Source organism: Pseudoalteromonas sp. T1lg76 (genome assembly GCF_002964725.1).
Lineage (GTDB): Bacteria > Pseudomonadota > Gammaproteobacteria > Enterobacterales > Alteromonadaceae > Pseudoalteromonas.
This window is the reverse complement of sequence record NZ_PQCE01000009.1, coordinates 95508-118495: the sequence shown is the minus strand read 5'-3', so window position 1 is coordinate 118495 and position 22988 is coordinate 95508. Positions and strand designations below refer to the sequence as shown.

17 protein-coding genes and 1 pseudogene are annotated in these 22988 nt (G+C 50.5%); 10 read left to right on the top strand and 8 right to left on the bottom strand.

What is annotated here, in order from left to right; genetic code table 11:
* Positions 1-24: 24 nt before the first annotated feature.
* Positions 25-750, bottom strand: coding sequence for a tetratricopeptide repeat protein (locus tag C2M35_RS04020; protein WP_105201514.1), 726 nt, complete (start codon positions 748-750; stop codon positions 25-27).
* A gap of 290 nt (positions 751-1040) precedes the next feature.
* On the opposite strand from C2M35_RS04020, the gene ppc reads away from it, so the two are divergent.
* Complete coding sequence (gene ppc, locus C2M35_RS04015; RefSeq protein ID WP_105214281.1) at positions 1041-3665, top strand: phosphoenolpyruvate carboxylase; 2625 nt, start codon at positions 1041-1043, stop codon at positions 3663-3665.
* A gap of 92 nt (positions 3666-3757) precedes the next feature.
* On the top strand, positions 3758-4645 hold the full coding sequence (gene cdd / locus C2M35_RS04010; protein WP_158677909.1) for a cytidine deaminase: 888 nt from the start codon (positions 3758-3760) through the stop codon (positions 4643-4645).
* Here cdd and udp read toward each other — a convergent pair.
* Positions 4606-5364 carry a uridine phosphorylase gene (gene udp, locus C2M35_RS04005; protein WP_105264657.1) on the bottom strand — a complete coding sequence of 253 codons (759 nt, stop codon included), beginning with the start codon at positions 5362-5364 and terminating at the stop codon, positions 4606-4608. The two genes, cdd and udp, sit on opposite strands and share 40 nt — an antisense overlap.
* Positions 5365-5512: 148 nt before the next feature.
* Here udp and C2M35_RS04000 point away from each other — a divergent pair, with 148 nt between their 5' ends.
* The 4 genes from C2M35_RS04000 (at position 5513) to C2M35_RS03985 (ending at position 11175) form a co-directional block, all read left to right on the top strand.
* The gene (locus C2M35_RS04000; RefSeq protein WP_105264656.1) at positions 5513-6292 is read left to right on the top strand and encodes a DUF2189 domain-containing protein; all 780 of its coding nucleotides are present in this window, start codon (positions 5513-5515) and stop codon (positions 6290-6292) included.
* Positions 6293-6580: 288 nt separating this feature from the next.
* Complete coding sequence (locus C2M35_RS03995; RefSeq protein ID WP_105214274.1) at positions 6581-7690, top strand: arginase family protein; 1110 nt, start codon at positions 6581-6583, stop codon at positions 7688-7690.
* A gap of 111 nt (positions 7691-7801) precedes the next feature.
* On the top strand, positions 7802-9463 hold the full coding sequence (locus C2M35_RS03990) for a hypothetical protein (protein WP_105264655.1): 1662 nt from the start codon (positions 7802-7804) through the stop codon (positions 9461-9463).
* Positions 9464-9552: 89 nt separating this feature from the next.
* Entirely contained in the window at positions 9553-11175 is a 1623-nt protein-coding gene (locus C2M35_RS03985) for a diacylglycerol kinase family protein (protein ID WP_105264654.1), read from the top strand.
* Between the two features lie 167 nt (positions 11176-11342).
* On the opposite strand, the gene maiA is transcribed toward C2M35_RS03985, so the two are convergent.
* Both maiA and hmgA read right to left on the bottom strand, forming a co-directional pair.
* Complete coding sequence (gene maiA, locus C2M35_RS03980; protein ID WP_105264653.1) at positions 11343-11969, bottom strand: maleylacetoacetate isomerase; 627 nt, start codon at positions 11967-11969, stop codon at positions 11343-11345.
* Positions 11969-13270: a homogentisate 1,2-dioxygenase gene (gene hmgA / locus C2M35_RS03975; RefSeq protein WP_105264652.1), complete on the bottom strand. Its 1302-nt coding sequence runs from the start codon at positions 13268-13270 to the stop codon at positions 11969-11971. Before hmgA ends, maiA begins: the two co-directional genes overlap by 1 nt.
* Positions 13271-13384: 114 nt before the next feature.
* Here hmgA and C2M35_RS03970 point away from each other — a divergent pair, with 114 nt between their 5' ends.
* On the top strand, positions 13385-13831 hold the full coding sequence (locus C2M35_RS03970) for a MarR family winged helix-turn-helix transcriptional regulator (protein ID WP_105214264.1): 447 nt from the start codon (positions 13385-13387) through the stop codon (positions 13829-13831).
* A gap of 52 nt (positions 13832-13883) precedes the next feature.
* Here C2M35_RS03970 and C2M35_RS03965 read toward each other — a convergent pair whose 3' ends face one another.
* Positions 13884-17027, bottom strand: a complete 3144-nt coding sequence (locus tag C2M35_RS03965) for a TonB-dependent receptor (RefSeq protein WP_105214262.1) — start codon at positions 17025-17027, stop codon at positions 13884-13886.
* An 87-nt stretch (positions 17028-17114) separates the two neighbouring features.
* Positions 17115-17903: a S1/P1 nuclease gene (locus tag C2M35_RS03960; RefSeq protein WP_158677908.1), complete on the bottom strand. Its 789-nt coding sequence runs from the start codon at positions 17901-17903 to the stop codon at positions 17115-17117.
* 262 nt (positions 17904-18165) lie between these two features.
* Between C2M35_RS03960 and C2M35_RS03955 the strand changes: the two genes are divergently transcribed.
* Both C2M35_RS03955 and C2M35_RS03950 read left to right on the top strand, forming a co-directional pair.
* Complete coding sequence (locus C2M35_RS03955; RefSeq protein ID WP_105264651.1) at positions 18166-19056, top strand: hypothetical protein; 891 nt, start codon at positions 18166-18168, stop codon at positions 19054-19056.
* Positions 19053-20042, top strand: a complete 990-nt coding sequence (locus C2M35_RS03950) for a hypothetical protein (RefSeq protein WP_105264650.1) — start codon at positions 19053-19055, stop codon at positions 20040-20042. Before C2M35_RS03955 ends, C2M35_RS03950 begins: the two co-directional genes overlap by 4 nt.
* Here C2M35_RS03950 and ushA read toward each other — a convergent pair.
* A pseudogene (gene ushA, locus C2M35_RS03945) lies at positions 20029-21647 on the bottom strand (bifunctional UDP-sugar hydrolase/5'-nucleotidase UshA). The gene C2M35_RS03950 and the pseudogene ushA overlap by 14 nt on opposite strands.
* A 133-nt stretch (positions 21648-21780) precedes the next feature.
* Positions 21781-21966, bottom strand: coding sequence for a hypothetical protein (locus C2M35_RS03940; RefSeq protein ID WP_105214243.1), 186 nt, complete (start codon positions 21964-21966; stop codon positions 21781-21783).
* 236 nt (positions 21967-22202) lie between these two features.
* Here C2M35_RS03940 and C2M35_RS03935 point away from each other — a divergent pair, with 236 nt between their 5' ends.
* Positions 22203-22970, top strand: coding sequence for a peptidylprolyl isomerase (locus C2M35_RS03935; protein ID WP_105264677.1), 768 nt, complete (start codon positions 22203-22205; stop codon positions 22968-22970).
* Positions 22971-22988: the final 18 nt, after the last annotated feature.

Genomic DNA, 22988 nt, shown 5'->3' with positions numbered 1-22988 from the left:
AAACAAAGCCCGTTTAGCTTGTCTTTAAAGGCGTCGGCCTTCACCTACGTAACGTCCGGCGAGGATCCTCTCATACATATCATTGGCGGTTCTTTTCGCGCGCTCAATGGCATCCGGTTGTAGTCTACGCTCATCGAGCTTGCGGCTGGTGCTGGCATCCATATTGCCGTTGAACTCGGCAATACTGTTCCAAATGTATGACTTTTCGATGCTTTTTGGTACGCCTAGGCCTTCGTAATACATCAGCGCCAAGTTAAATTGGGCTAAAGTGTAATTCTGCGCTGCGGCTTGTTGATACCAGTCTACCGCTGTAGGGTAGTCTTTGAGCACACCTTCGCCATTGGTGTACATAACGCCGAGGTTAAACTGGGCGGCGGCTACACCCTTTTTTGCGGCACCGATAAAAAGTTGTACTGCACGTTGTGAGTCCACTTTCACGCCTCGGCCTTCTTGATACATCACGGCGAGTGAAAACATGGCATCGGCGTATTCTTTGTCTACAGCTTGTTGGTAGAGTTGCGCTGCTTTGTATTGATTTTTGGCGACGCCATAACCATTTTCATACAGCTGGGCAAGTTCATAAATCCCTGGCGCAAAGCCCTTGTCGGCAAGATATTGAAATTCGCTGATGGCGGTTTCAAAATCACCCACATTGGCGGCAGCAATTCCTTCTTCTAAACCAGCTTGGGCAGGAGGGGTGAGCACGAGTGCAGTGCACAGACTCACAGTGTATAAGGTAAATCGCAACATAGTGTGTCTCCGAGAATGGCTGCTATCTATCTGATTCTAGCCTTGTTATCCATTATTATCCAAAGTCTATCGAGAAATAACCAAAGAGAGTTAGAAGTTTTTTAGTTATATCTAAGACCTAGCAGTAGGATACAAAATTGTTACTTTTGATTGCAGGCTATATGTCCGCTTTATGCTCAAGGCGAAGCTCCGGTCTATTCATCCCCTCGGCCTAAGACGCAAGCCTTTAATTTTGACCCAATTCCATGCTACAACAAGTTAAATTCTGCACACCGGATATGGAGAGAGGAATGAGCGACCAATACAGCGCACTGCGCAGCAATGTGAGTTTGTTAGGGCAAATACTGGGACACACCATAGAGCAGGCCTTAGGTGCGCCAGCTTTAGAAAAGGTTGAAGCCATTCGTCAACTGGCCAAGAGTTCACGTACTGGTGACGAGCAAGCCCGGGAGCAGCTGCTGAACGAGTTGCATCGCCTTAGCGACGATGAGCTCCTGCTGGTGGTGCGCGCCTTTAACCAGTTTTTAAATCTGGCCAATGTGGCGGAGCAGTACCACACGGTTTCGCGTCATGCGGATACAGGTTTTTGCCAGCTCGACCCTCTCAAACAGACCCTAAAACGCCTGAAGCAGAGTAATATCGGCAGTGAGCAAATAGCGCAGGCGCTGGCCAAACTCGATATTAACCTGGTATTGACGGCGCACCCCACCGAGGTGACTCGACGCACATTAATCAACAAGCATGTGCAACTAAGTGATTGCCTCGATAAGCTTGAACTCGACAAACTCTTGCCGACCGAACGCACTCAGTTGCTTGCGCGTATGCGCCAGCTTATCGCCCAGGCCTGGCATACGGATGAAATACGGCACAGCCGGCCAACGCCGCTGGATGAGGCCAAATGGGGCTTTGCTGTGATAGAAAACAGCCTGTGGCAAGCGGTGCCCGAATATGTGCGTGAGCTCGATACCCTGTTGCAGCAGGAGTTAAATATGAGCCTGGCATCCAGTGCCCGACCTGTGCGTTTTACTTCCTGGATGGGCGGCGATCGGGACGGCAACCCTTATGTTACCGCCGAGGTGACCCAAAGCGTGCTCGAACATGGCCGCTGGATGGCCCTGGACTTGTATATTCGCGATTTGAATCAGCTTATCAATGAGCTTTCCATGCATTCGGCCAGCGAAGAGCTATTGGCGCTCAGTGGCCCAAGCCATGAGCCTTATCGTCAGGTGCTCAAAGCGCTGCGCAGCGACTTACAGCAGACCCATAAATATCTGGAAGCAAAAATTACCGGTCAGCCAAGTCGGGGTGAAAACCGTATTACCGACATCAAGCAAATCATCAATGTGCTGCAAATGTGTTATCGCTCTTTATGCAGCAATAAGATGGCGGTCATAGCCGATGGTCTGCTGCAAGACACTATAGTGCGCTGTCGCTGCTTTGGCCTGCAGCTGAGCCAGCTCGATATTCGCCAAGACAGTGACAAACATGCCCAGGTACTGGCGGAGATCAGCCAATATCTGGAGTTGGGCGATTACTGTGCCTGGGATGAGCAGACCAAGCTGGCCTTTTTAGCCAAGGAGTTGGCCAATCCGCGGCCTTTGTTGCCCCGCCATTGGCAGCCGTCTGAGCAAACCCAGGAAGTGCTCGATACCTTCAGGGTGATTGCCGACAACCACGCCGATAACTTTGGCATCTATATTATTTCCATGGCCCGTCAGGCTTCCGATGTGCTGGCGGTGAAGTTGCTGTTAAAAGAGGCTGGCTGTGCGTTCAATATGCCGGTGGCGCCTCTGTTTGAAACCTTGGACGACCTTAATCGCGCCCCCGAAGTGATGCGCACCCTGTATGATAACGAGGTTTACCGCGCCGTGATGGGTGAGCAGCAATATGTGATGATAGGTTACTCCGACTCGGCCAAGGACGCCGGCATGATGGCAGCAGGCTGGGCCCAGTACAGCGCCATGGAATCCCTGGTTACCCTAAGCGATGACTGTGATATTGAGCTGGTACTCTTTCATGGCCGTGGCGGCACAGTGGGCCGTGGCGGCGCACCGGCGGCTCAAGCCCTGCGCTCGCAACCGCCGGGCAGCTTGAAAAATGGCCTGCGGGTGACCGAGCAGGGGGAAATGATCCGTTTTAAATACGGTCTTGCCAGTGTCGCCAAGCAAAGCCTGCACCTGTATGTGGGCGCCGTGCTTGAGGGCAATTTATTGCCTCCGCCGCAACCCGAGCCGCAGTGGCGCGAGGTCATGGCGGTAATAAGCGAGAAGTCCTGCGAACATTATCGCGCCATAGTGCGTGGCAATAAGGATTTCGTTCCTTATTTCCGCAGCGCCACACCTGAGCAGGAGCTGGGTAAACTGCCCCTAGGTTCACGACCGGCAAAACGTAATCCGGACGGTGGCGTAGAAAGCCTAAGAGCGATCCCTTGGATATTTGCCTGGTCGCAAAACCGGTTAATGCTGCCCGCCTGGTTGGGTGCTTATCAGGGATTGGCGGCAGCCATAGAGGAATTTGGTGAGCAGCACCTGGCACTGATGAGCCAGCAATGGCCCTTCTTCCGCACCCGTTTGGAAATGCTGGAAATGGTGTTTTGTAAAGCAGATAGTTGGCTTAGCGCCTATTATGACCAACGCCTGGTGGCGTCGCATCTGCAACCCCTAGGTGAGCAACTGCGCAGTGAGCTGGCACAGGCCACGGCGCTTATCAAGGAGTTGAGCCCTGAGCATACCTTGCTCGGTCATCAGCCTTGGATTCGCGAGTCCATTGCCCTGCGAAACCCCTATACCGATCCCTTGAATGTGCTTCAGGTTGAGCTATTAAAGCGGGTGCGCGCCGGTGGCTCGGTGGCTTTGGATAATGCTTTGATGATCACCATGGCCGGTATCGCCGCCGGGATGCGTAATACCGGCTAAGTTAGTGTAAAGTAGCGCTAATGCGGGCCAGGTTGCCGCGTTAGCGCCACTAGGTTACTATCGCCATAAACTGCTAAACAAAAGGACAGCTTGTGTGTCCAACCCCCATGCTTGAAAGTATCAAGCAACAGCGCGGCATTATTAGCGCACAGCAATTTGAAAATCTCAGCCAATTGCTGGGAAATAATCACAAAGACACCGCACAGTGGCTGTTAACCCAGATACAGCCCTGGGCAGTCGCGCCCGTTTCCGAGTTTCAGGTGGCGGCTTTGGTGCATGCCCGCAATCATCAGGGTGAAGAGTTCTACGCCGCCGGAGTCAATGTTGAGTTGCCCCATTGCGGGCTAGAGAGCGCCGTGCATGCGGAGCAAACCGCACTGCATAATGCCTGGCTCAATGACGCCTGTGAGCTTCTGCACTTGTATGTCAGTGCCACGCCTTGTGGCTATTGTCGCCAGTTTATCAATGAGTTTTGTGCCGATACTGGACTTGCAATCAGTATTGGTGAGGTTGAGGCGACGCTGAGCGAGTTATTACCTCTGGCGTTTGGGCCAAACGATCTAGGAGTAAGTGAACGTATCTTGGCTGAGCAAAAAGGCAATTGTTGCGGTCTTGGTAAATGTGATGATGTCGAGCAACTGCAGCAGCAATTGCATCGGCATCTGCAGCTCAGTTATGCGCCCTACAGTGGTGGCCAGGCGGCCTTGATGTTAAGCATGGGCGAGCAGCATTTTTATGGCCGTTATATTGAAAATGCCGCCTTTAATCCCAGCTTCCATCCCTTGCTGGCGGCCTTTAGTCAGGTGGCGCTCTTGGGGCAGGGCATTGATTTTAAGGCCATCGACAGTGTGTCCCTCTGTGAGCTGGATAGCCTAAAGTCGCATCGGGACAGCACCGAGGCTATGGTGCGACGCTTAGCGCCGCAGGCCAGGTTTCAGTATCACTGTGCCAATAGTAGCGCCGCCGCAGCCAGTACCTGAGTGATGGCGCGCTGCTCTATCGCGGCAATATCCACTGCCGGGATCTCCTGATCGCAACGATTCACCAGCACCCCGGCGATACAACCGGCGCGCAGCCCTAAGGCGCTGCACATGGTCAGCAGGGTGGCCGATTCCATTTCATAGTTCATTACTTTAAGGGCTTGCCACTGTGCCATGCTGCCTTGCAGGTGCTGAGGCACATAGCCGCTGTGGGTGTCGTAGCGCTCCTGACCCGGGTAGAAGGTATCGCTTGAGGCGGTAATGCCGATATGGTGTGCTTCCTTGCTTTGCTCGCAGGCAGCGACTAAGGCGGCGGTGGCTCTAAAGTCGGCAACCGCGGGGTAGCTGGGGGGAGCAAAGTGGTGCGAGGCACCATCGAGGCGTACCGAGGCATGAGTGATCAGTAACTCGCCGACCTTAATATGGGGCTGAATGGCGCCCGTGGTGCCGACGCGTAAAAAGGTATCGACCCCCAGTTGCGCCAGCTCTTCAACGGCAATGGAAGTTGACGGGCCGCCGATACCTGTGGAGCAGACCACCACACTTTGGCCGTTTAATTCGCCAAGATAAACATGGAATTCGCGATGCTGCGCCAGACATTGATGATTATCCAGTTGCTGCGCTATTACTGCGGCCCGCTCTGGAGCGCCGGGAATAATAGCCAGGGTGGCGCCGTTTAATTGTTCTTTTGAAATGCCAAGGTGAAACATTGTTTTCATATTAACTCTCTGATCCCTATGCGTGTTAAGCGAGCAAGTAAGCCTATGCTGGCGCGCTGGGGCATTTTTTATAAGGACATATGTCCTTGCTTGCCAGCGCCGTAAATCTCAACTAGAAGTTAAATAACATCATCAGAGGAGTTAGCGTATGGCCGTATCGTCAAATGCCACCAGTCATGGCGAGTTCGCTCGTTGTTTTGAATGTAATCGAATTAGCCCCTTGGCGCCACTGCATTGGTTAGCCTTGGCCTTTAACGATATGGCGCGGGCGCCGATTTTAAGCCTGATTTATGGTCTGGTTTTTACCCTGATCCCCGCCACCATTTTATTCTTTATTTATTCCAGTCAAACTCATTTGGTGATCTTGCCGGCAACCGTGGCCTTTGCCTTGGTGGGCCCAGCCTTTGCCGCCGGTCTTTTTGATGTTGCCTGGGAGCTGGAAAAGGGTCATACCCCCACCTTATGGCACAGCCTTAAGTCCATGTTTCGTAACCCAGCCGGAGAGTGGGGCTTTGCGGTGCTGCTGATGGTGATCATGATAGTCTGGATGCGTTTAGCGGCGTTGGCGCATGCCCTGTATCCGAATACTGTGAACCCCAGCTTTGAAGAGTTGAGCGCGTTTTTAACCTTGGGCAGTATTATAGGTGGGGTCTTGCTGGTAACCGTGTTTGCCATTTCCGCCTTTACCCCACAGATCATGATGGAGCGCCGGGTGGATTTGATGACCGCTGTGGTCAGTTCCATGCATGCAGTACGCAATAATATTGCCGCCATGGTGGTTTGGTGTATCTGTATTGTCTGTTTGATTTTACTTGGCTTTCTGACCGGCGCCGCCGGCTTTATCGTGATTATGCCCTGGCTGAGTTATGCCAGTTGGCACGGTTACATCGCCACCATTAAAACCAAGCGCCCCCGTAGTTACGAGTAGACGAATTCGCTTATCGGCTGGCTTATGCAGCATTTATGCATAGCCAGTCACCTTCCCCAGTTACGCCTGTTTGCTTGGGTTTGACTTCTGCGCTCGGCTTGTATATTGATCCTGTATTGGTGCCGATTTAACGCCGATGTGAAATTGATAAATAAATAAAAATCAATGTCTTATGTGTTGGTTTTTATTTTCCTGAGCGGGCTAAGGAAAATCCTTGAGGCGCTCTGGAGTCATTTTCATCGACACCGGCGGTAAATCGAAAAACTGCATAAATATTGAGGAGATAGCATGACCGCTAAGTGGCAAGACTTTCGAACTAAGGTAGCACAGTGCTTGTGTCCACCGGGTAATGGTGTATTTACGGTAAACACGGCGCAGGAGCGCAAGGCGGCATTGCAACAGAAGCTTTATGGCCAAACCGACAATATTGAAGCTCTGTGGCAAGCGTCTCTCGATGGTCTGCAAACGACCGAGCACAAGGCGGTGATGCTGGGGATCAGCTCAGACTGTGGCGGCGGTATTTTGCGTGGCGCCAACTGGGGTCCGCTATTTTTACGCAACACCCTGATTGAACAACAGCCTCAGGCGAAAGCCTTTGATTTGGGCGATGTGCGTGTCATTCCGCATCTGTTGCACGACAAATATTTGAACGAAGGCACTATCAGCAACTGTCAAAAGGCCCTCTATGCGGATACCGACAGTGAGTACCATGTAAGCCCTCTATCCATCACCGAGGACGTGTGCACCGACTTTTATGCTAACTTCCCAGAAAAGGGGATCTTCGGTATCGGTGGCGACCACTCAATCAGCTATCCTTTGACCAAGGCGTACCTAAAAGCCAAGCGCGAGCAGGGCAAGAAGGTAGCCATCATTCACTTTGATGCCCACACAGATCTTTTGGTAGAGCGATTGGGTATCGATTTGTGCTTCGGCTCTTGGTGCACCCATATCCTTGAGTACTTGCCAAGCCCGGCGCATTTGATCCAATTCGGGATCCGTTCAAGTGGCAAGCCTAAATCCCATTGGGAAGGCACCTTTGGCGTGAAGCAACACTGGGCTCACGAAATCAATGAGCGCGGCACAGATGCGGTAGTAGCTGAAGTATTGGCTCAGCTACATGCTGATGGCGTTGATGAGCTTTATGTCAGTTTTGATATTGATGCACTGGACTCGGAATTTGCCTCGGCCACCGGCACACCGGAAAAAGACGGTCTTAATCCACAACAGGCATTGGATATTCTTGGCGCACTAGCCGCCGAGTTCCCCATTACCGGCGCCGATATGATGGAGATTGCTCCTTTCACCGACAGCTCGTTAGAGGGTAAGTCGAGCTCGGAAACAACGTTGCGTGAAGGTGCAAAAATCTCGGCATTCTTGCTTGAGCAAATGAATAAGTAAGCTTGATTTTCCTGAGAAATCAGCAATAAAAAGAGCGCATTAGCGCTCTTTTTTGTGGCCGCTTTGTGGCAATATAAACAAGTGTCAGCATAAAATTTTGCGAGTGTTTCTATGAGCTACCCCTTCTTTCACCTTTGCAGCCTGACTCCCCGAGTCTTGTTACTGAGCGCCAGTGCTTTGATTATGTCCTGTATGCCTGGCCAGGCATGGGCGCAAACTCAGGTTTTGGTCGGCGGCGGTCTACAGGTATGCTCATCTATGACGCCCGACCATTGTCAACAAAGTCGTGAAGGCGGTAAAACTCACACTCGCTATCTAGTGGACGATAAGGCCCTGACTCGTCTGGAGACACACTGGCCATCTCAGTATCAGGCGCAAAAAGAAAACACGGTAGAGGCGCTTAAAGCACTTGTTAGCGAGCAAGCGATGACGCAGGAGCAATTACTAGCGCTTTGGTATCAACAAGACCCTCAGGCTCAGCTTTTGGCTCGTCCCCTTTATTATTATGTACTCGATACCTTGGAGTTGGCTGAGCCTTCTCAGAAAGTGCGCCTCGATACCTACATAAATAGCCATGAGGCTACTGGGGACATACTTGCCTTTATGCAAAGCTCAATTAGCGTTGCTGCGGGGCAACAGGCGCAGCCACCTCAGGTGCTGATGCTAACTAGCGCCAGTCGCGACCCCTATGCCAGTGCCGATTACTACCAGCAATTACTGGCATCAAAGAGCATAGACGGTCAATGGTTGCCTTTAACACCTGCGCTGGCCAAGGCGCTTAGCCAGGGGCGCTGCGATAAGCTCAACGAGTTTCGCCAACAAGCACTGATCTTTGACAGAGCGCGGGTGTACCCTGAGCGTATCGCCGAGGAACAGGCACTGTGCAGCCAAGGTGTCGAGGCCCTGACAGCCCAGATAGAGGCAGCAAGTGCGGTATTTTTTAATGACGGCGATCAAGCGCTTGCCAAAGCGGTGCTGTATGACGAGCAGGGCAAGGAATATCCTTGGACTGAAGCCTTGCGCACCCGCCCGGTTATTCTTGCCAATGGCACTGGCAGTGCATTACAAAGTGGCGGTAGTAACGCCAAGGGGGCAGTGGCCGTGATCACCGGCGGCGATGCCTTTGCTGCCCTTGAAAACAAGGTAGAACTTGCGACCAAGCCAACCAGTTTGCCTTCTGGCTATGCAGCCATCAGCTATGAGCCCGAAGGGGGCCTGGGAACCTTTAACTACGGGGTGCTGGATACGCAATTTAGCGATGACAACCGCAGCCTGCGCTTGCACAGCCTGTTATATGGGGCCGAGCAACTGGCCGGCTACGGCATAGATGCCGGCAGCGCCTTGGTGGTTATTACATCCGGTCAGGACTATATAGGTACAGTGCTTGGTGAGGCGGGGGTTGTTAAGATCCAGCCCCTGGATAAACGCACCTTTCGTTACAGCTATTATCCGAGTGGCGTGCGTTTGACGTTAGAGCAGCAGCAATGGCGCTTAGCCACCGACACAAAGGCCATAGAGGTCAAGGGCCCAGACGCTCAGGCACTGCCACAAATGCGCTTTGGCGATATCCTCTATGATGGCAAGTTGCGCAGCCTGACTCAGGCCATGTGTTTATCAAACAGCAAGGTGGCCTTGGCAACGCAATATACCCGCGGCCAGTATTGGGATTTTACCCTGCGCAGCGATCAGCAAACCCGAATGCTGAATACCGATATTCGTGCCAACGCCTGTGCCATCGAAGCGCTTATTATCGAATTTGCGCCACGGAATTAGTGTTTTATCAGCTAATTATTGATGACGGGCTTGCGTCTACTTGGTAGCGTGATACCTTTTACAGTATAAACGCTTACCAGGAGTGGTTGATGTTTGCAGCAATTGCATACTTGGTGTTGGCCGTGATCTTATGCACCACGGCTTGGATGATAAGGCTTCCCTATATCGCAATCTTTTTTTATTGGAGTGCGTTATCCTTATTTTTGGTGTCTCTGGCTTATATTGCCAACGCCGGGAAGGTTTTCCGGAAGCGTCAAAACGGCACTATTCCCTGGTATATCCGCTGGGCCTTTATCCCCTTTTTGCTGGGGGCGCAACTTTATAACGCCTGGCAGCGACGCAATGATAAGGTGCCGCCCATTCAGGAAGTCGAGCCCGGTTTATTCCTCGCCTGCCGACTTTTCCCGCCCGATGTTGATACCCTAAAACATGAAAACGTCACCGCCATTTTAGATGCCACCTGTGAATTTGATGGCCTGGACTGGACGGTAATGGGCGAGCATATCAGTTATTTAAATATTCCGGTGTTGGATCATGCCGCGCCAAACAGGGCGCAGTTGCGCCAAGCCATTAACTGGATCCATCATCACCGTAAGCGCAAACGTAATGTCGTAGTACACTGTGCTTTAGGCCGTGGCCGCTCTGTGCTGGTGATGGCCGCCTACTTGCTGGCCAAGGAGCCTGATGCGGATGTCGATGAGGTGTTAGAGCGCATTCAGGAAACCCGGGAAACCGCCAATTTAAACCGCTTCCAGCGTAAAGCGCTGAAGAAAATGCACCAGCGCGGCGAGTTGGTGGTGCGCAACCGCGTTTGCCTTATTGCCAATCCGGTATCCGGGCGCAAGCTGTGGGCAGATAAAAAGCACGATATCATGTCCAGCCTCAACAGCTATTTTGATATGTCGATAAAAACCACCACGGAAACTAAAAATGGCACGGACTTAGCGCGTGAGGCCATGGCTGAGCATCCCGATATGATCATCGCCTGTGGCGGCGATGGCACCATAGCCGAGGTGGCTTCGGTTACGGTTAATACCGATGTGGCGCTGGGGATTATTCCCTTAGGCACGGCTAATGCCTTAGCCCATGTGCTGATGGGCATTGAAAGCAAGGCCTTTGGCGTGCAAAAGGCGCTGGACGTATTGATCAGCGGCGATGTAAAGGCCATGGACACAGCCACTTGTAATGACGAGCTGGTACTGCTTTTGGTGGGCATAGGTTTTGAGCACAAGATGATAGAGTCGGCGCACCGTGAAGCTAAGAACAACAGTGGTCAGTTTGCCTATTTGCAGGGCTTTTGGCAGGCGCTCAGCGAACATAAGGCCAAGGACTACACGCTTACTCTGGATGATATGCCGGCACAGGAAATTCACACCAATAGCATGATCATTGCCAATGCGGCGCCTGTCTTTACTTTATTGGCGCAAGGGCAGGGTCAACCGGAGCATGACGATGGCCTGCTCGATGTAAACTGGCTGGAGCCGACTAAAAATTCCAATGTGAATGTGCTCAGTATCGCCGAGCTGGCATTTAACAGTGTGGCGCAGACCCAGCTCGACAGACATGCTCACCACACTCACGCCAGGCGGGTAACGGTGAGTTGTGCTGAGGGCATAGACTATGTTATCGACGGTGAAACCCGTCAGGCAGAGTCATTGGAAATTAGGGTGCAACCGGCATCATTAAAAGTGATGGTACCGAGTAAGCCCTAGGTAAGTTATAGATGAAGCCCTAGCTTAATGCGGGCATTAGATTTGTGCGCGGATAGATGGGCTCGCGCCCATGCTTTGCTTGATGCGGCAACAGTGCTAAGGTGCTTGCCGAAGCCGGCAAGCACAGTATGAGTATCACTTTGCTATTAAAAGCCGCATTTAGGCCCTTATTGTGCGTCGATTTGCTGCTCAGGGGCTGCGTCTGCGAATGCTTTAAGGGTATTACAATGCTGGTAAACTGCCATGATCTTCGGGTAGTTATCCATGGCTACCTTAAAGCGCAGGGCGTTAAATACCTGAGGAACTAAACATACATCGGCCAGGCTCGGCTGGTCGCCACAGCAAAACTGTGTGTCGCCAAGCAGTTGTTCAACCTTGTCGAAGCCGGTGATGATCCAGTCTTGATACCACTTTGTTTTTTGCTCATCGCTCACACCCAGCTCATTACTTAGGTATTTCAAAACGCGTAGGTTGTTAAGCGGATGAATGTCCACGGCAATGGCATAGGCCAGGTTGCGAATTTGTGCGCGCTGCCAGGCATCGCCACTGAGCAGAGGGGCCTGCTCTGTGGTTTCATCCAGCCATTCAAGAATGGCCAGAGATTGCGCCAGCACGCCTTGCTCCGTCTCTACCGCCGGCAATAAGCCTTGCGGGTTTTTGCCGAGATACGCTTCGCCTTCTTGCTCAGACTTAAGCAGGTTAACCGGTACTAATTCGTGATCGACGTTTTTCAGATTCAGGGCGATACGCACCCGATAAGCCGCCGAAGAGCGAAAATAGCTATATAATTTCATTACTTAGCTCCGTTAAAGTGCTTTTTGATGCCTTTCCAGCAATCCAGGTAGTCGCCTTGACGCTCCTGACCCTCGAGTGCATATTTGGTCGGCGCTATGATGTAGCGAGACTCAAACATAAAGGCAAGTGTGTCTTCGTAGCGTACCGGCTCAAGCTCAGCATTGCTAGCCTTTTCAAACACTTCAGCTTCTGGACCATGAGGCGACATACAGTTGTGCAGGCTTGAACCGCCAGGCACAAAGCCCGCTTCTTTGGCATCGTACACACCTTTGATCAGACCCATAAACTCGCTCATGATGTTGCGATGGTAATAAGGTGGGCGGAAGGTGTGCTCGGCAACCATCCAGCGCTCAGGGAAGATCACGAAATCAACGTTGGCCACGCCTGGGGTGCCCGACGGTGAGGTCAATACGGTGAAAATTGATGGATCCGGGTGATCATAGCTCACCGTGTTCATCACATTGAAGCGCGCCAGGTCGTACTTGTACGGGGCACTGTTACCTGTCCAGGCGACAACGTCTAGTGGTGAGTGCTTGATATCGGCGCGATAAAGCTGACCGCTGAATTTAGCCACGATCTCGAAGTCGCCTTCGATGTCTTCAAATGCGGCAACCGGGTATTGGAAGTCACGGTCGTTGGCGTAACCATTGGCGCCCACTGGACCACGCTCAGGCAAAATATATGGGTTGCCGTAGTTTTCACAGATATAACCACGTACCGGGCCATCCGGTAGTTCTACAGAGAACTTCATACCGCGTGGGATCACCGCAATTTCACCGGCGCCGATCTCTAAAATACCGCACTCGGTTTTCAGGCGCAGGTGTCCTTGTTGTGGCACAAACAGCATTTCACCGTCGGCATTGTAGAAGTAACGACCTTCCATAGACTGGTTAGCCACATAAATATGAATACCAATACCGGCTTGGCCATTCACACTGCCATTGGCGGCCATGGTCACCAGACCGTCGATAAAGTCGGTTGCCTGCTCAGGGATAGCAACCGGATTCCAACGCAACATGGTTGGCGGCGTTGGCACTTCGGTAATAGGGGCTGAGCGCAGCAGGCCATTGTCCATTATCTCGTAATCGCCTTGAATTACTGAAGGGCGAATGCGGTATAGCCAGGTACGGCGGTTTTCGCCACGAGGCGCGGTAAAGGCGGTGCTGGAAAATTGCTCCGCGTACAGGCCATAGTTTACTTTTTGTGGGCTGAACTGGCCGATAGGCAGGGCATTCTCAAGGGCTTCGGTTTCAAATTCGTTACCAAAACCTGTCATATATTCAAGGCTGTTATTTGTCATGGTGTCACTCCTGTTGTATTGTGTTTGAAGATACTCTCATGTGAGACTAATTTCAAATCCCATCTCTAATTCGGGTGTAAGAAATTATTTACGTTAACTTAAGGTAAGCAGACTATGGCTTTTAAGCTGGACACCTTTATTCCTTATTTGATGACCTTAAGCGGCGCCAAGGTGAGCGAGGCCTTTGCTCAGGTCTATGGCGGGCAACTGACTAACCCGCAATGGCGCATCGTTTGCCATCTGGCTCAGACCGAAAAGGGCCTAACATCAAGGCAGTTATGCGATACGGCCATGTTGGATAAATCAACGGCCTCGCGGGCTATCAACGAACTAGAGCAGCTTGATTGGCTAACAGTGAGTGCCTGTGCCAAGGATAAACGGGCCAAACAGGTGCGTTTAAGTGAGCAGGGCAGACAGCAATTTAATGCCTTGATCCCAGAGGCTTTGCTCTGGCAGCAGGAACTGCTGGCGGGATTTTCTGAGCAGGAAAAGGCACTGCTGGTGGATTTATTGCGCCGCCTGGAGCTGCGCGCCGCAGATATAAAAAAGGCCCATCAGTAGGGATGGGCCTTGGCTTAACTTTGCGCCAGGCGCAAATTTGCGTTAAAGGTTATTAGAAGGTGTAACGAACACCGATACGCATTTCCCACAGTGACGCATCGCGTTGAACTGCTGTATTTACGTTGTTGGCGTTGAAGTTATGATAAACGTACTGGCCATTTTCGTTGATGCTGGCACCTACTAGACGGTTACCTACGAATGAACCTTTTTCGTATGTACCCCAGTCGTCGTTAAGCAGGTTAGTCAGGTTATCGATAACGAAGAAGGCTTCGCCTTTATGACCGTCCATAAAGCCAGGAAGCTCTTGGCTTACTTTTAAGTCGAACTTAACAAACCAATCGGCGTTTTCTGAGTTACGGCCTGTGATAGAGCCGCGCTTCAGATTTTCTTCTTCGATAAAGGCATTGAATGCTGCTAGATCGAAGTTCTCGCCGTAAACTACGTTAGGATCGTTCTCAAGTGGAATGTAAAGTAACTGACGGCCGCCATTGGCGTTTTCGTCACCCCACAAGGCATCGCCTTGGGCACCCGTGCCTCTATCGCTACCCGCGAAGGTGTAGCTGTAAGGCAGGCCTTCACTTGCTTGACCGAATAGGCTAAAGCGCGTCGCATAACCATCGATAAACTCATGGGTATAGCCAAGGTTTAAAGTGAAGCGGTGCGGCACATTGTAGTCCGAAGTATGTGAACCCGGGTTGCCAGGGTTGGTTGTTGCCAGGTTGCCATAGTTAGAGCCGGCTACCGAGCTGGTCATTGGGTTTACGTCTTCAGAGTCGGTGTAAGAATACGCGAAGCTGAAGTCGATACCATTGTCATACTTCTTGCTGATGGCAGCAGAAAGTACAGTGGCTTCACCATCATCACTGCCTACGTTGGTAAGCATGTATTCGCCATCACGGCCTTCAAGTGATTCATAGATAGGACGACCGTCAAAGGTAGTGTCACCACTGTCTTTTAGTGCCAGGTCCGTAAGAATCGCAGAGTCTTGCTTACGTGAATGTAATAGATCTACGCTTAGCACGTAATCGCTTTCGAACGTGTATGTTGCACCGATTGAGTATTTCCACTCAGAAGGTACTTCGAAGTTAGGGTCGATCACGTTAACTGTGCCATCACCCTGACCGATAGGCGTATTGGCAACCTGATCATACTGGGCTTGAGGGATATCATAACCCGGTGTGCCGCCATCGAAGTTGGTCATTGCTGTGTTGAACAGGTCAACATTGCTTAAACGGGTGTAGATATTGGTTACACCGTCGTTTGAATAGGCATTCGATACCCATACGTTCGGGTTACCACCAGAGAACAGACCTACACCGGCACGCACTTCAAGGGCTTCATCCACAAACCAGTTAAAGCCAACGCGTGGCTGAATCAGGTCAATACCATCAAGGTTTTGCTGGTTAGAGAAACCGTAACGGTTCTCGAAGTTAGCATTGTAGTTCGGGTTATCGTCACTGGTGTATTTGTCGTAACGAACACCAAAGGTCAAGGTTGCATCCAGGTCGCTAAATGCATACTCGTCCTGAATATAGAAGGTATGCTGAGCGAATGAGAATTTCGCTGCTGCGTCCGCTGGGTTGTTGGTACCGGCCGAGTTATTGTACTCAATGCGATTAGCTAGACCCGCTTCAAAGTCATCGATTGAGCTGAAACGGAACTCACCCTGAGTGTGCTGCATAAACATGTTGAATACGTCGATTTCTTCGTACTCATAACCACCTGTTAGGGTGTGCTGGTCAAGGTAATAAGTACCCGCTAGCTTGAAGGTAGTGGTTTCGTAGTTAAGGTCATTTGAATGACGTGAGTCATCCGGACCAATGTAAACCGTACCACCATCGGCAGTATTGATTTGGAATTCACCAAAACCAGAGGCTGCGTCAAGAGATTCTACGCGCGCGTCCAGCTCAGACTTACCGATACGTACTTCGGTTGAGAAGCTGTCGTTCCAGTCCGAGTATAATGAACCTATGATAGAGGTGAACTCGGCACCTTGCTCATAGTAGTGGCTGTTTAGCGATAAACGCGTGCTGCCAGTATCTGATTGTGACAGGGTAAAACCGTCGTTATAGTTGTATACCAAGCTGGCACGGTGATCATCATTGATGTTCCAATCTAGTTTAACCAAGATTTTTTCATCATCTACCGGCGCACTCGCAGGTGTGGTACCGGCGTCATAGTTGTACACGCGTTGGCTGATTTCCTGGATACGTGCCACGTCAGCAGCACTTACACTGCCTGTGTCCAGGGCGCCATAGTTAAACTGGGCAACACCTTCAAGCTTCTCGTAAGAAGTGAATAGGAAGAGCTTGTCTTCTAATAGCGGCAGACCTACGTTGAAGCCGTAGCGCTTCTCGTTGTAGTCACCATTGTCGTATTCTTTACCATCGACTTCATCGCCCTTCATTGAATCATTGGTGTAGTCGAAGAATACGCCGCCGTGGATTTCGTTAGTACCAGACTTGGTTACAGCGTTGATGTTACAAGCGGTAAAGCCACCGTATTGAACATCGAAAGGCGCCATCTCAACGGCAACCTGCTCGATTGAATCGAATGAGAAAGGCGGGCGTACGGTTGGGTAACCGTTTGAACTTAAACCGAAGTTGTCGTTCATGCGCACGCCGTCAAGGGTTAAGCTGTTGTAGCGTGGGTTAGCACCACCACAGTGGATTGCATCACGGCTTTCGTCTACGTATACGCGCGGGTCGATACGAACGATATCTTTAATGTCACGGTTGATGGCCGGTGCGGTTTCCAGGTCTTCTTGAGTGAAGGTAGCGGTTGGGCCGGTACCGCCAGAAAATGAACTAATAGGACGACCGGTTACTACGATCTGTTCCATATCGGTTTTTGCTTGTAGCTGTACGGTTACCGGGTATTCTTTACCCAGAGACAGCTGTACGTTTTCGATCAACTGATCTTCGAACTTATCAGAGTCGATGATTACGTTGTAAGGACCACCTACGCGCAGACCCTTGGCACTGAAGTAGCCAGCGTCGTTAACAACGGCGGTTTTAGATGAGCCCGTTGGTAGGTGGATAATGGTCACCACAGTGCCAGCAGCAGGGTTGCCGGCAGGGCCAGTGATCTGACCTTTAATTGATGATGACGTTTCGTTTGCAAAAGCACCAGTGGATACACCCATGGTTGCTGCAATAGCAGCAGAGATGGCCGTTTTCCTAAGTTGCATTTTCATGTTGTTGTTTCCCGTGTTAAGTTTATCTAGTTAAACAATTCATTATCATCGGCCGTAAAGCTTGGGCCGAAAGTTATTTTTGTGCGGCTAGGCCGCGGTTCCTTGGTATAACTGGTTTAACAGCGCCGCCAGACGTAAGCCGCCGCGACGCAGTTGTTGTTCTACTACTGCCTGGTATTGATAGACATACTCGTATCCTAACTGCTCATTGCCCTGGGCATAGATGCTAGTTGCCAGTTGATGCGACTCCAGTAGCCAGGCTTTTACGTCAACGTTTTTATTTTGCGTGACTTGGCTTTGGGTACAGCATATAAAATCTTTGTATTCAGAATATGACAATTGTTGATGCGCGATTAGTTGTGTGTCCCAAAGGCGATGTAAATTGGTCACTTGCGAGAAAAATTCGACATTAATGCGATTACCGCCACGGTCGGCGCTGCGGCCTACATGAAGGGGCTGATGAATATCGCCAATAAGGTGAATTAAAAAACGTAAATAAAATTGTTTGTCGGCGGCACTGGTATCCGCTTTGCTTAGCGCCGATATGGCGGTGAGAATAGCGCTGTAGGCATCTTTTATATCGGCCTTGTCGCTATGGGCTTGATGCTCGGTATTTAAAAATGCTTGCTGCGAGTCGATATTAATAAAGTGCCAGCGTGATGACTGACGTTGCCAAAATTGACCGGGAGCAGAGCGCATTTCATCGGCCCAGGTACTGGCCCTTGCCAAACTCTGTCCTTCTAAAATAGCCATGACCTCGGCTTTTGCTTCGGCGCTTAAATGCTGCTCGGCGATGGCACCAATAATACGGTGACCATTTGCGCCCCAGGCCCATGCCTGGTTGCTAAAACTTATCCCAAAAGTTGTGCCCATCATCAAAACTGCTATTAGAGCGGCTTTAAATGAGCGGCGAATCAGCTGTAAATCCATTGTTGTTTTCACGTTGCATAGTTGCCCTGTGAGTTAAATTTTCCGAGTTTTTACAGTGAAAGAAAAGGACTTAAGGGGATTCATAATTACTTGTTAATAAATCTATTAAAACAATAGGTTATAATCTATGAATAAAATTACCTGTTGCAATAAGTAATAATAACTGGTGAAATGTCGGCAACGCAATTTCAATAAGCTATAAAGTCCGTTGCAATCGATCAAACGCTGGCGTGACAGCGCGCTGATATTAACAACTATTACCATTGTTGGTTTAATTAGTTATCTTGTCGGTCAGTATCGTCTGAATGCCCACTTGCCTCAGCTCGAATCCGTGCTTTCCACCTCATATAGCTGTAACACCTTGAGCGTCGGGAATAAAACCAGACTGACTCTGTTTGCGCCCAGTCAATCCCTAGCCAGTGAACTGGCACAGCAACTTTGTGTCGATGAGGTGGTATCAAAACAATATGGTGAAGTCTTTGCTTATTGGAGCGGCTCGTCTCAATACGAGGTGCATTTTCTTGGTAAGGGCCTGGCGCACCTGATTTTGGCCAAGGACAATATGATCCACGCCTTTGATGCCCGCAATACCTATGGCTATACGCCGCTGATTGGTTACCCCAGTTACACAGCTTACTTTATTGCCAGTCATGAAAAGCCAAAATTAGAGAAAGCGTATTTTCTCGATAAGCGTATCGGCCTAATTGACTATCCCACCAGTCGCTCGGGGCATATTATCCCCAAACAGGTATTTAAGGATTTGGATCTTAACCTTGATAGCCTGGATATCACCTTTGTGAACTCCCATGATGCGCTGCGTGACAAGCTAGCGCTGGGCGAATTAGATATTATCTCTTCTTACTGGCAGCAATCGGACCATCAGCGTTTTTCCGAGAACTATATCACCGCCATTGGCAGCAATATCAGCGGTAGTCACTGGTATCTTAAACGGGCTGCGGATAATCCTGATCTTGCCTGTGCCATTCAAACCAGGCTGATGACCCTGGCACAAGGGCGTGAGTCCAGTTATTTTAATGGCGCCAAACCCTATTGGCTGTGTCAACAGGGCGGTGGTCAATATTTAGGAGCGGGGCAATGAGTACCAGACGCTTAGTGGTGTCGCTGTTGCGCCGACGTTTTGCCAATCGCAGTTTTAATGCGCAAAAGGCGATCACCTTGTTTGCGCTCGGAACCTTATTTATCAGTATGCTGGCCTATTACCTGGGCGCGTATGGCAGCTGGCAGCAAGGCCAGGCACAGGCATTGGCGCAGTTGAAAACACGTATCGCTTTAGATAGCAGCCATATTGGCTTGGCGTACCCTTTATTGGAAGTGCCCGCCGATGTTGAGCTTACCCAAGCCTACATAGAGAAACTGAACACGCATTTGCAGGCTCAGGATTACCCGCTGCAATTACAACAAATAGGCACAACGACCATCAACTCAGCGGCGGCGCCAAAGCACTTGTTGTTGCAGCGCCCCGGAGCAGGTGAGCTGAGTATAGGATATTCATTGATGCCCATGCCGTTGCATCATGGGCTTAGCGTTTTACCCCTGTTGTTGAGCATCTTGGCGGCCTTGTTTATTTGGCCCTGGTTTAAGGCCATGGAGGTTAAGTTGCAGGTGTTGGCCGAGAAGCCAGAAATTAGGGTGGAGAAAAAGAGCCTGTTATTGGACTTGGCTGATAAAAGTATACGTTATGGTGAACATGGGATGCGTGTGACCCTGGCCAACAAGCCGCTGTGCTTTTATCTGGCATTGTTGGAGTTTGCCATAGAGCACCCTACTGTGACCCTGAATCAAAATAAAGATGTGCCGGTTGAGCTATTGGATTTGGCGCACAAGTATTTCTCACGCCTGATTGAATTAGGCCACACCATTCGTAAGCGTCCGAACTTCAGCAATAGCCTGGAGAAAACCCTGAGCGAGATCCGCGCCGCGTTAGACGAAGCCTTCACCGAGGACGGGGAGCAAAAAGACCCTTACTTCCCGCCTAAAGCCCATGGTGAAGGGTCACGCTCGCGGGTCCATCACTATGGGCTTAGCATCACAGAACCCTCGGCGTTTGAGGTTATCGGCAAGTAAAGGCTGCGGGCACCTCAATGGTGTCGAGCGGGCTGTGCTTTTGCACATACGCGCTTAAAACGCTGGCATCGGCATCGCCGCTATCGACAAATCGCGGATCATTATTAAGCCTTGGATAGCCATCTCCACCGGCGGCATTGTAGCTGTTAATGCTCATGCGGTAGGTCTTGTCTGCCTGATCGGCTCACCGTTAATACGTACCGACTTTAATGTAGCGCCGTCGCAGATGGCAGTAACATTGTTGAAATGAGCATAGGCGCCAGAGTCAGCCGGGTAGGCCGCTATTTTGCGAATATAGGCCAGCGCATCTTGGCCGCTAAAATCGATATAACCGATGCGATTTTTAAACGGATGAACGCGCAGGATATCCTTATAGTTAATCTCACCGGCGACGATGGAGTCGCGAATTCCGCCGCCACTGATCACCGCAAAATCGGCCTTTACATGCTGCTTTTGTGCTTCGGTGATCACCTGTGCTAGGTTGGTAGGCATAAAGCGCACCTTGTTGCGATCGCCCTCAAGACGCACCTGGGTACTTCCCAGGGTAACGCTTAGCTTGCTCTGACCCTTGGCTTGATAAGGGGCAAGGAAGTTCACCATGTTTTGGTCGGGCTCAATATAGTTGCCAACCCATTGTTCTTGCTTATCTTTTAGATTTACCGGATGAAGTTGATAGTTAAGTAGGGTCACTTGCTCACCTTCGATGGCAAAGCGCGCCTCACCCACATACTTGCCCCACTCATGGGCCTGCATAATCCAGATGCCGTTTTGCTTATCCGGCTGGCAAGCCATGCCCGGGCGATAATCTGCAACTGCAACATTGGTGTCTTGCATACACACGGGCTCTTGCGAGTGGCCGCCGACTATCATGTCTATGGCGCCAGGGGCCAGCTGTCGTGCCAGGGTCACATCGCCCGGGGCATTAATGCCATGACCGGCATTAGTGTAATGGCCCATATGGGTTACGGCGATAATCACATCCGCTTGCTGGCGCTGCAAATCCGCCAAAATGGCATTGGTCGCCTTGGTGGGGTCGATAAAGTCGAAGGCACCGATAAAATCCGGGTTGGCGATTTTTGCCGTATCCGTGGTGGTAAGGCCTAACACGGCAATTTTAAGCCCTTGTTTATTGAGCATTACATAAGGCTGATAGGCATGCTTGCCATCGTCTTTATTTAAAATATTGGCGCTTAACAGCGGGAAATTCGCCCATTTTTGCTGTTTAGCCAACACAGATAATGGATTATCGAACTCATGGTTGCCTATGGCCATAGCATCATAGCCGAGCATGCTCATGGCTTTAAAATCAGGTTCTGCTTGTTGTAAGTCGGACTCGGGAATGCCGGTGTTGATATCGCCGCCGGAAAGTAAGATCACCGCGTCATTGCGTTCTTGTGCTTGGGCGCGTAATTGTGTCAGCAGCGTGGCGCGGGCGGCCATACCATATTCACCCTGAGCATTGGGCCAAAAACGGCCATGATGATCATTGGTATGCAAAACTGTGAGGTATTGGGTTTGGGCAGGCGCGTCTGGCGCGACATCCATGTTACTTGATTGTGTGCAGGCGCCGAGAAAAACGGCTGAAACTAAAAACAAAAGGCGCACGATACGATTCCCTTGAACGAATAAGTACGCCGATCTTAATGTAGTTTTATGAAGATTTCATTAGCATCAAAGGCTAATTAGGTTATTTACTCTAGCTTTTTACTCTGATGGTATGCGGCTATTGTCTTTTTCTTCAGTGATTTATGGCATTAACACTTTTTTGTACCGCCTGCTCGCGGCGCGCTAGTTCGGCCTTAGCGATACCCGCCTGTTGGTGATTTACACCTATCATCCAATTGAGGAAGCAAGCAGGGAGTTGTTTATAAGATTCGCCCTTATGTACACCAAAGTCGCAAATGACATTATTATTCTTGTTCATGGTCACTGTCGAATAGTTGCTGAAATCATGCACACCATAGTAGGCAATTGCAGCGGGTTTGATAAGCTCAATTTGTTTTATAAATTTAAATGTTTATAACTTTTTATTATAAAAGTTTAGGCTAAATGTAATCACCGTTTACATTTAGGTATCAATTTGTTTTTGCGCTCAGTTAGTCGTGGAGAAAGGGGGCGGTGGGCGCTAAGGTAGGCGAAAAAGATAATCAAGGAATTTTTATGAAAGCTTCTCGCGCTGCAACACCTCTGGCAACCAGTGTGGCCACCGGCCTGACAATCGCTGCTGCAACCCTAGCCACACAGGCCCATGCCACCATAGTTGAGTTCCAAACCTCACAAGGCAGTTTCCAGGTCAATCTTTTCGACCAAAAAACGCCAACCACGGTAGCTAACTTTCTTGGTTATGTAGAGCGTGGCGACTATCAATCGACTTATGTTCACCGTTCGGTTGAGGACTTTATTATTCAAGGCGGTGCATACAGCTTTGACGGTCAGGCCGAAGCCATTGAAACGCAGGCACCCATTATCAATGAGCCGGTGTTTTCCAATGTGGCTGGCACCATAGCCATGGCTAAGGTTGGCGGCAAGGTAAACAGTGCGACCAGCCAGTGGTTTTTTAATATCGCTGACAACAGTGCCAATTTAGATCTGCAAAACGGCGGTTTCACCGTATTTGGTCAGGTTATCGGCGAGGGCATGAAGGTGGTCAATGCCATTAATGCACTGCAAACCTGTGGCGAGATCCCCATGCTGGATTACAGTGCAGAGCAATGTAGCCAAGGCGAAGATGCGGTGCGTGCCAACCTGGTGATGATCAACGATATTGTTGTTATTGATAATGACCCGAATTCGGCAATCGATCTGACCCCGGTTGAAAATACCCTGATCGATGAGGTTGAGCCCCAGTCGGACTCTGACTCCGGCGCCGCCTGGTGGTTTGCGCCGCTGGCTTTGTTAGTGGCATTACGTCGCCGCACTGTACGCTAAGAACGCGCTAATAAATAG

Coding starts and splice junctions, on each gene's coding strand:
- C2M35_RS03935 (WP_105264677.1), top strand. CDS start 22,203: ATGAAAGCTTCTCGCGCTGCAACACCTCTGGCAACCAGTGTGGCCACC.
- hmgA (WP_105264652.1), bottom strand. CDS start 13,270: ATGACAAATAACAGCCTTGAATATATGACAGGTTTTGGTAACGAATTT.
- maiA (WP_105264653.1), bottom strand. CDS start 11,969: ATGAAATTATATAGCTATTTTCGCTCTTCGGCGGCTTATCGGGTGCGT.
- ppc (WP_105214281.1), top strand. CDS start 1,041: ATGAGCGACCAATACAGCGCACTGCGCAGCAATGTGAGTTTGTTAGGG.
- C2M35_RS03990 (WP_105264655.1), top strand. CDS start 7,802: ATGAGCTACCCCTTCTTTCACCTTTGCAGCCTGACTCCCCGAGTCTTG.
- C2M35_RS03985 (WP_105264654.1), top strand. CDS start 9,553: ATGTTTGCAGCAATTGCATACTTGGTGTTGGCCGTGATCTTATGCACC.
- C2M35_RS03995 (WP_105214274.1), top strand. CDS start 6,581: ATGACCGCTAAGTGGCAAGACTTTCGAACTAAGGTAGCACAGTGCTTG.
- udp (WP_105264657.1), bottom strand. CDS start 5,364: ATGAAAACAATGTTTCACCTTGGCATTTCAAAAGAACAATTAAACGGC.
- C2M35_RS04000 (WP_105264656.1), top strand. CDS start 5,513: ATGGCCGTATCGTCAAATGCCACCAGTCATGGCGAGTTCGCTCGTTGT.
- C2M35_RS04020 (WP_105201514.1), bottom strand. CDS start 750: ATGTTGCGATTTACCTTATACACTGTGAGTCTGTGCACTGCACTCGTG.
- C2M35_RS03950 (WP_105264650.1), top strand. CDS start 19,053: ATGAGTACCAGACGCTTAGTGGTGTCGCTGTTGCGCCGACGTTTTGCC.
- C2M35_RS03960 (WP_158677908.1), bottom strand. CDS start 17,903: ATGATGGGCACAACTTTTGGGATAAGTTTTAGCAACCAGGCATGGGCC.
- C2M35_RS03970 (WP_105214264.1), top strand. CDS start 13,385: ATGGCTTTTAAGCTGGACACCTTTATTCCTTATTTGATGACCTTAAGC.
- C2M35_RS03965 (WP_105214262.1), bottom strand. CDS start 17,027: ATGAAAATGCAACTTAGGAAAACGGCCATCTCTGCTGCTATTGCAGCA.
- C2M35_RS03940 (WP_105214243.1), bottom strand. CDS start 21,966: ATGAACAAGAATAATAATGTCATTTGCGACTTTGGTGTACATAAGGGC.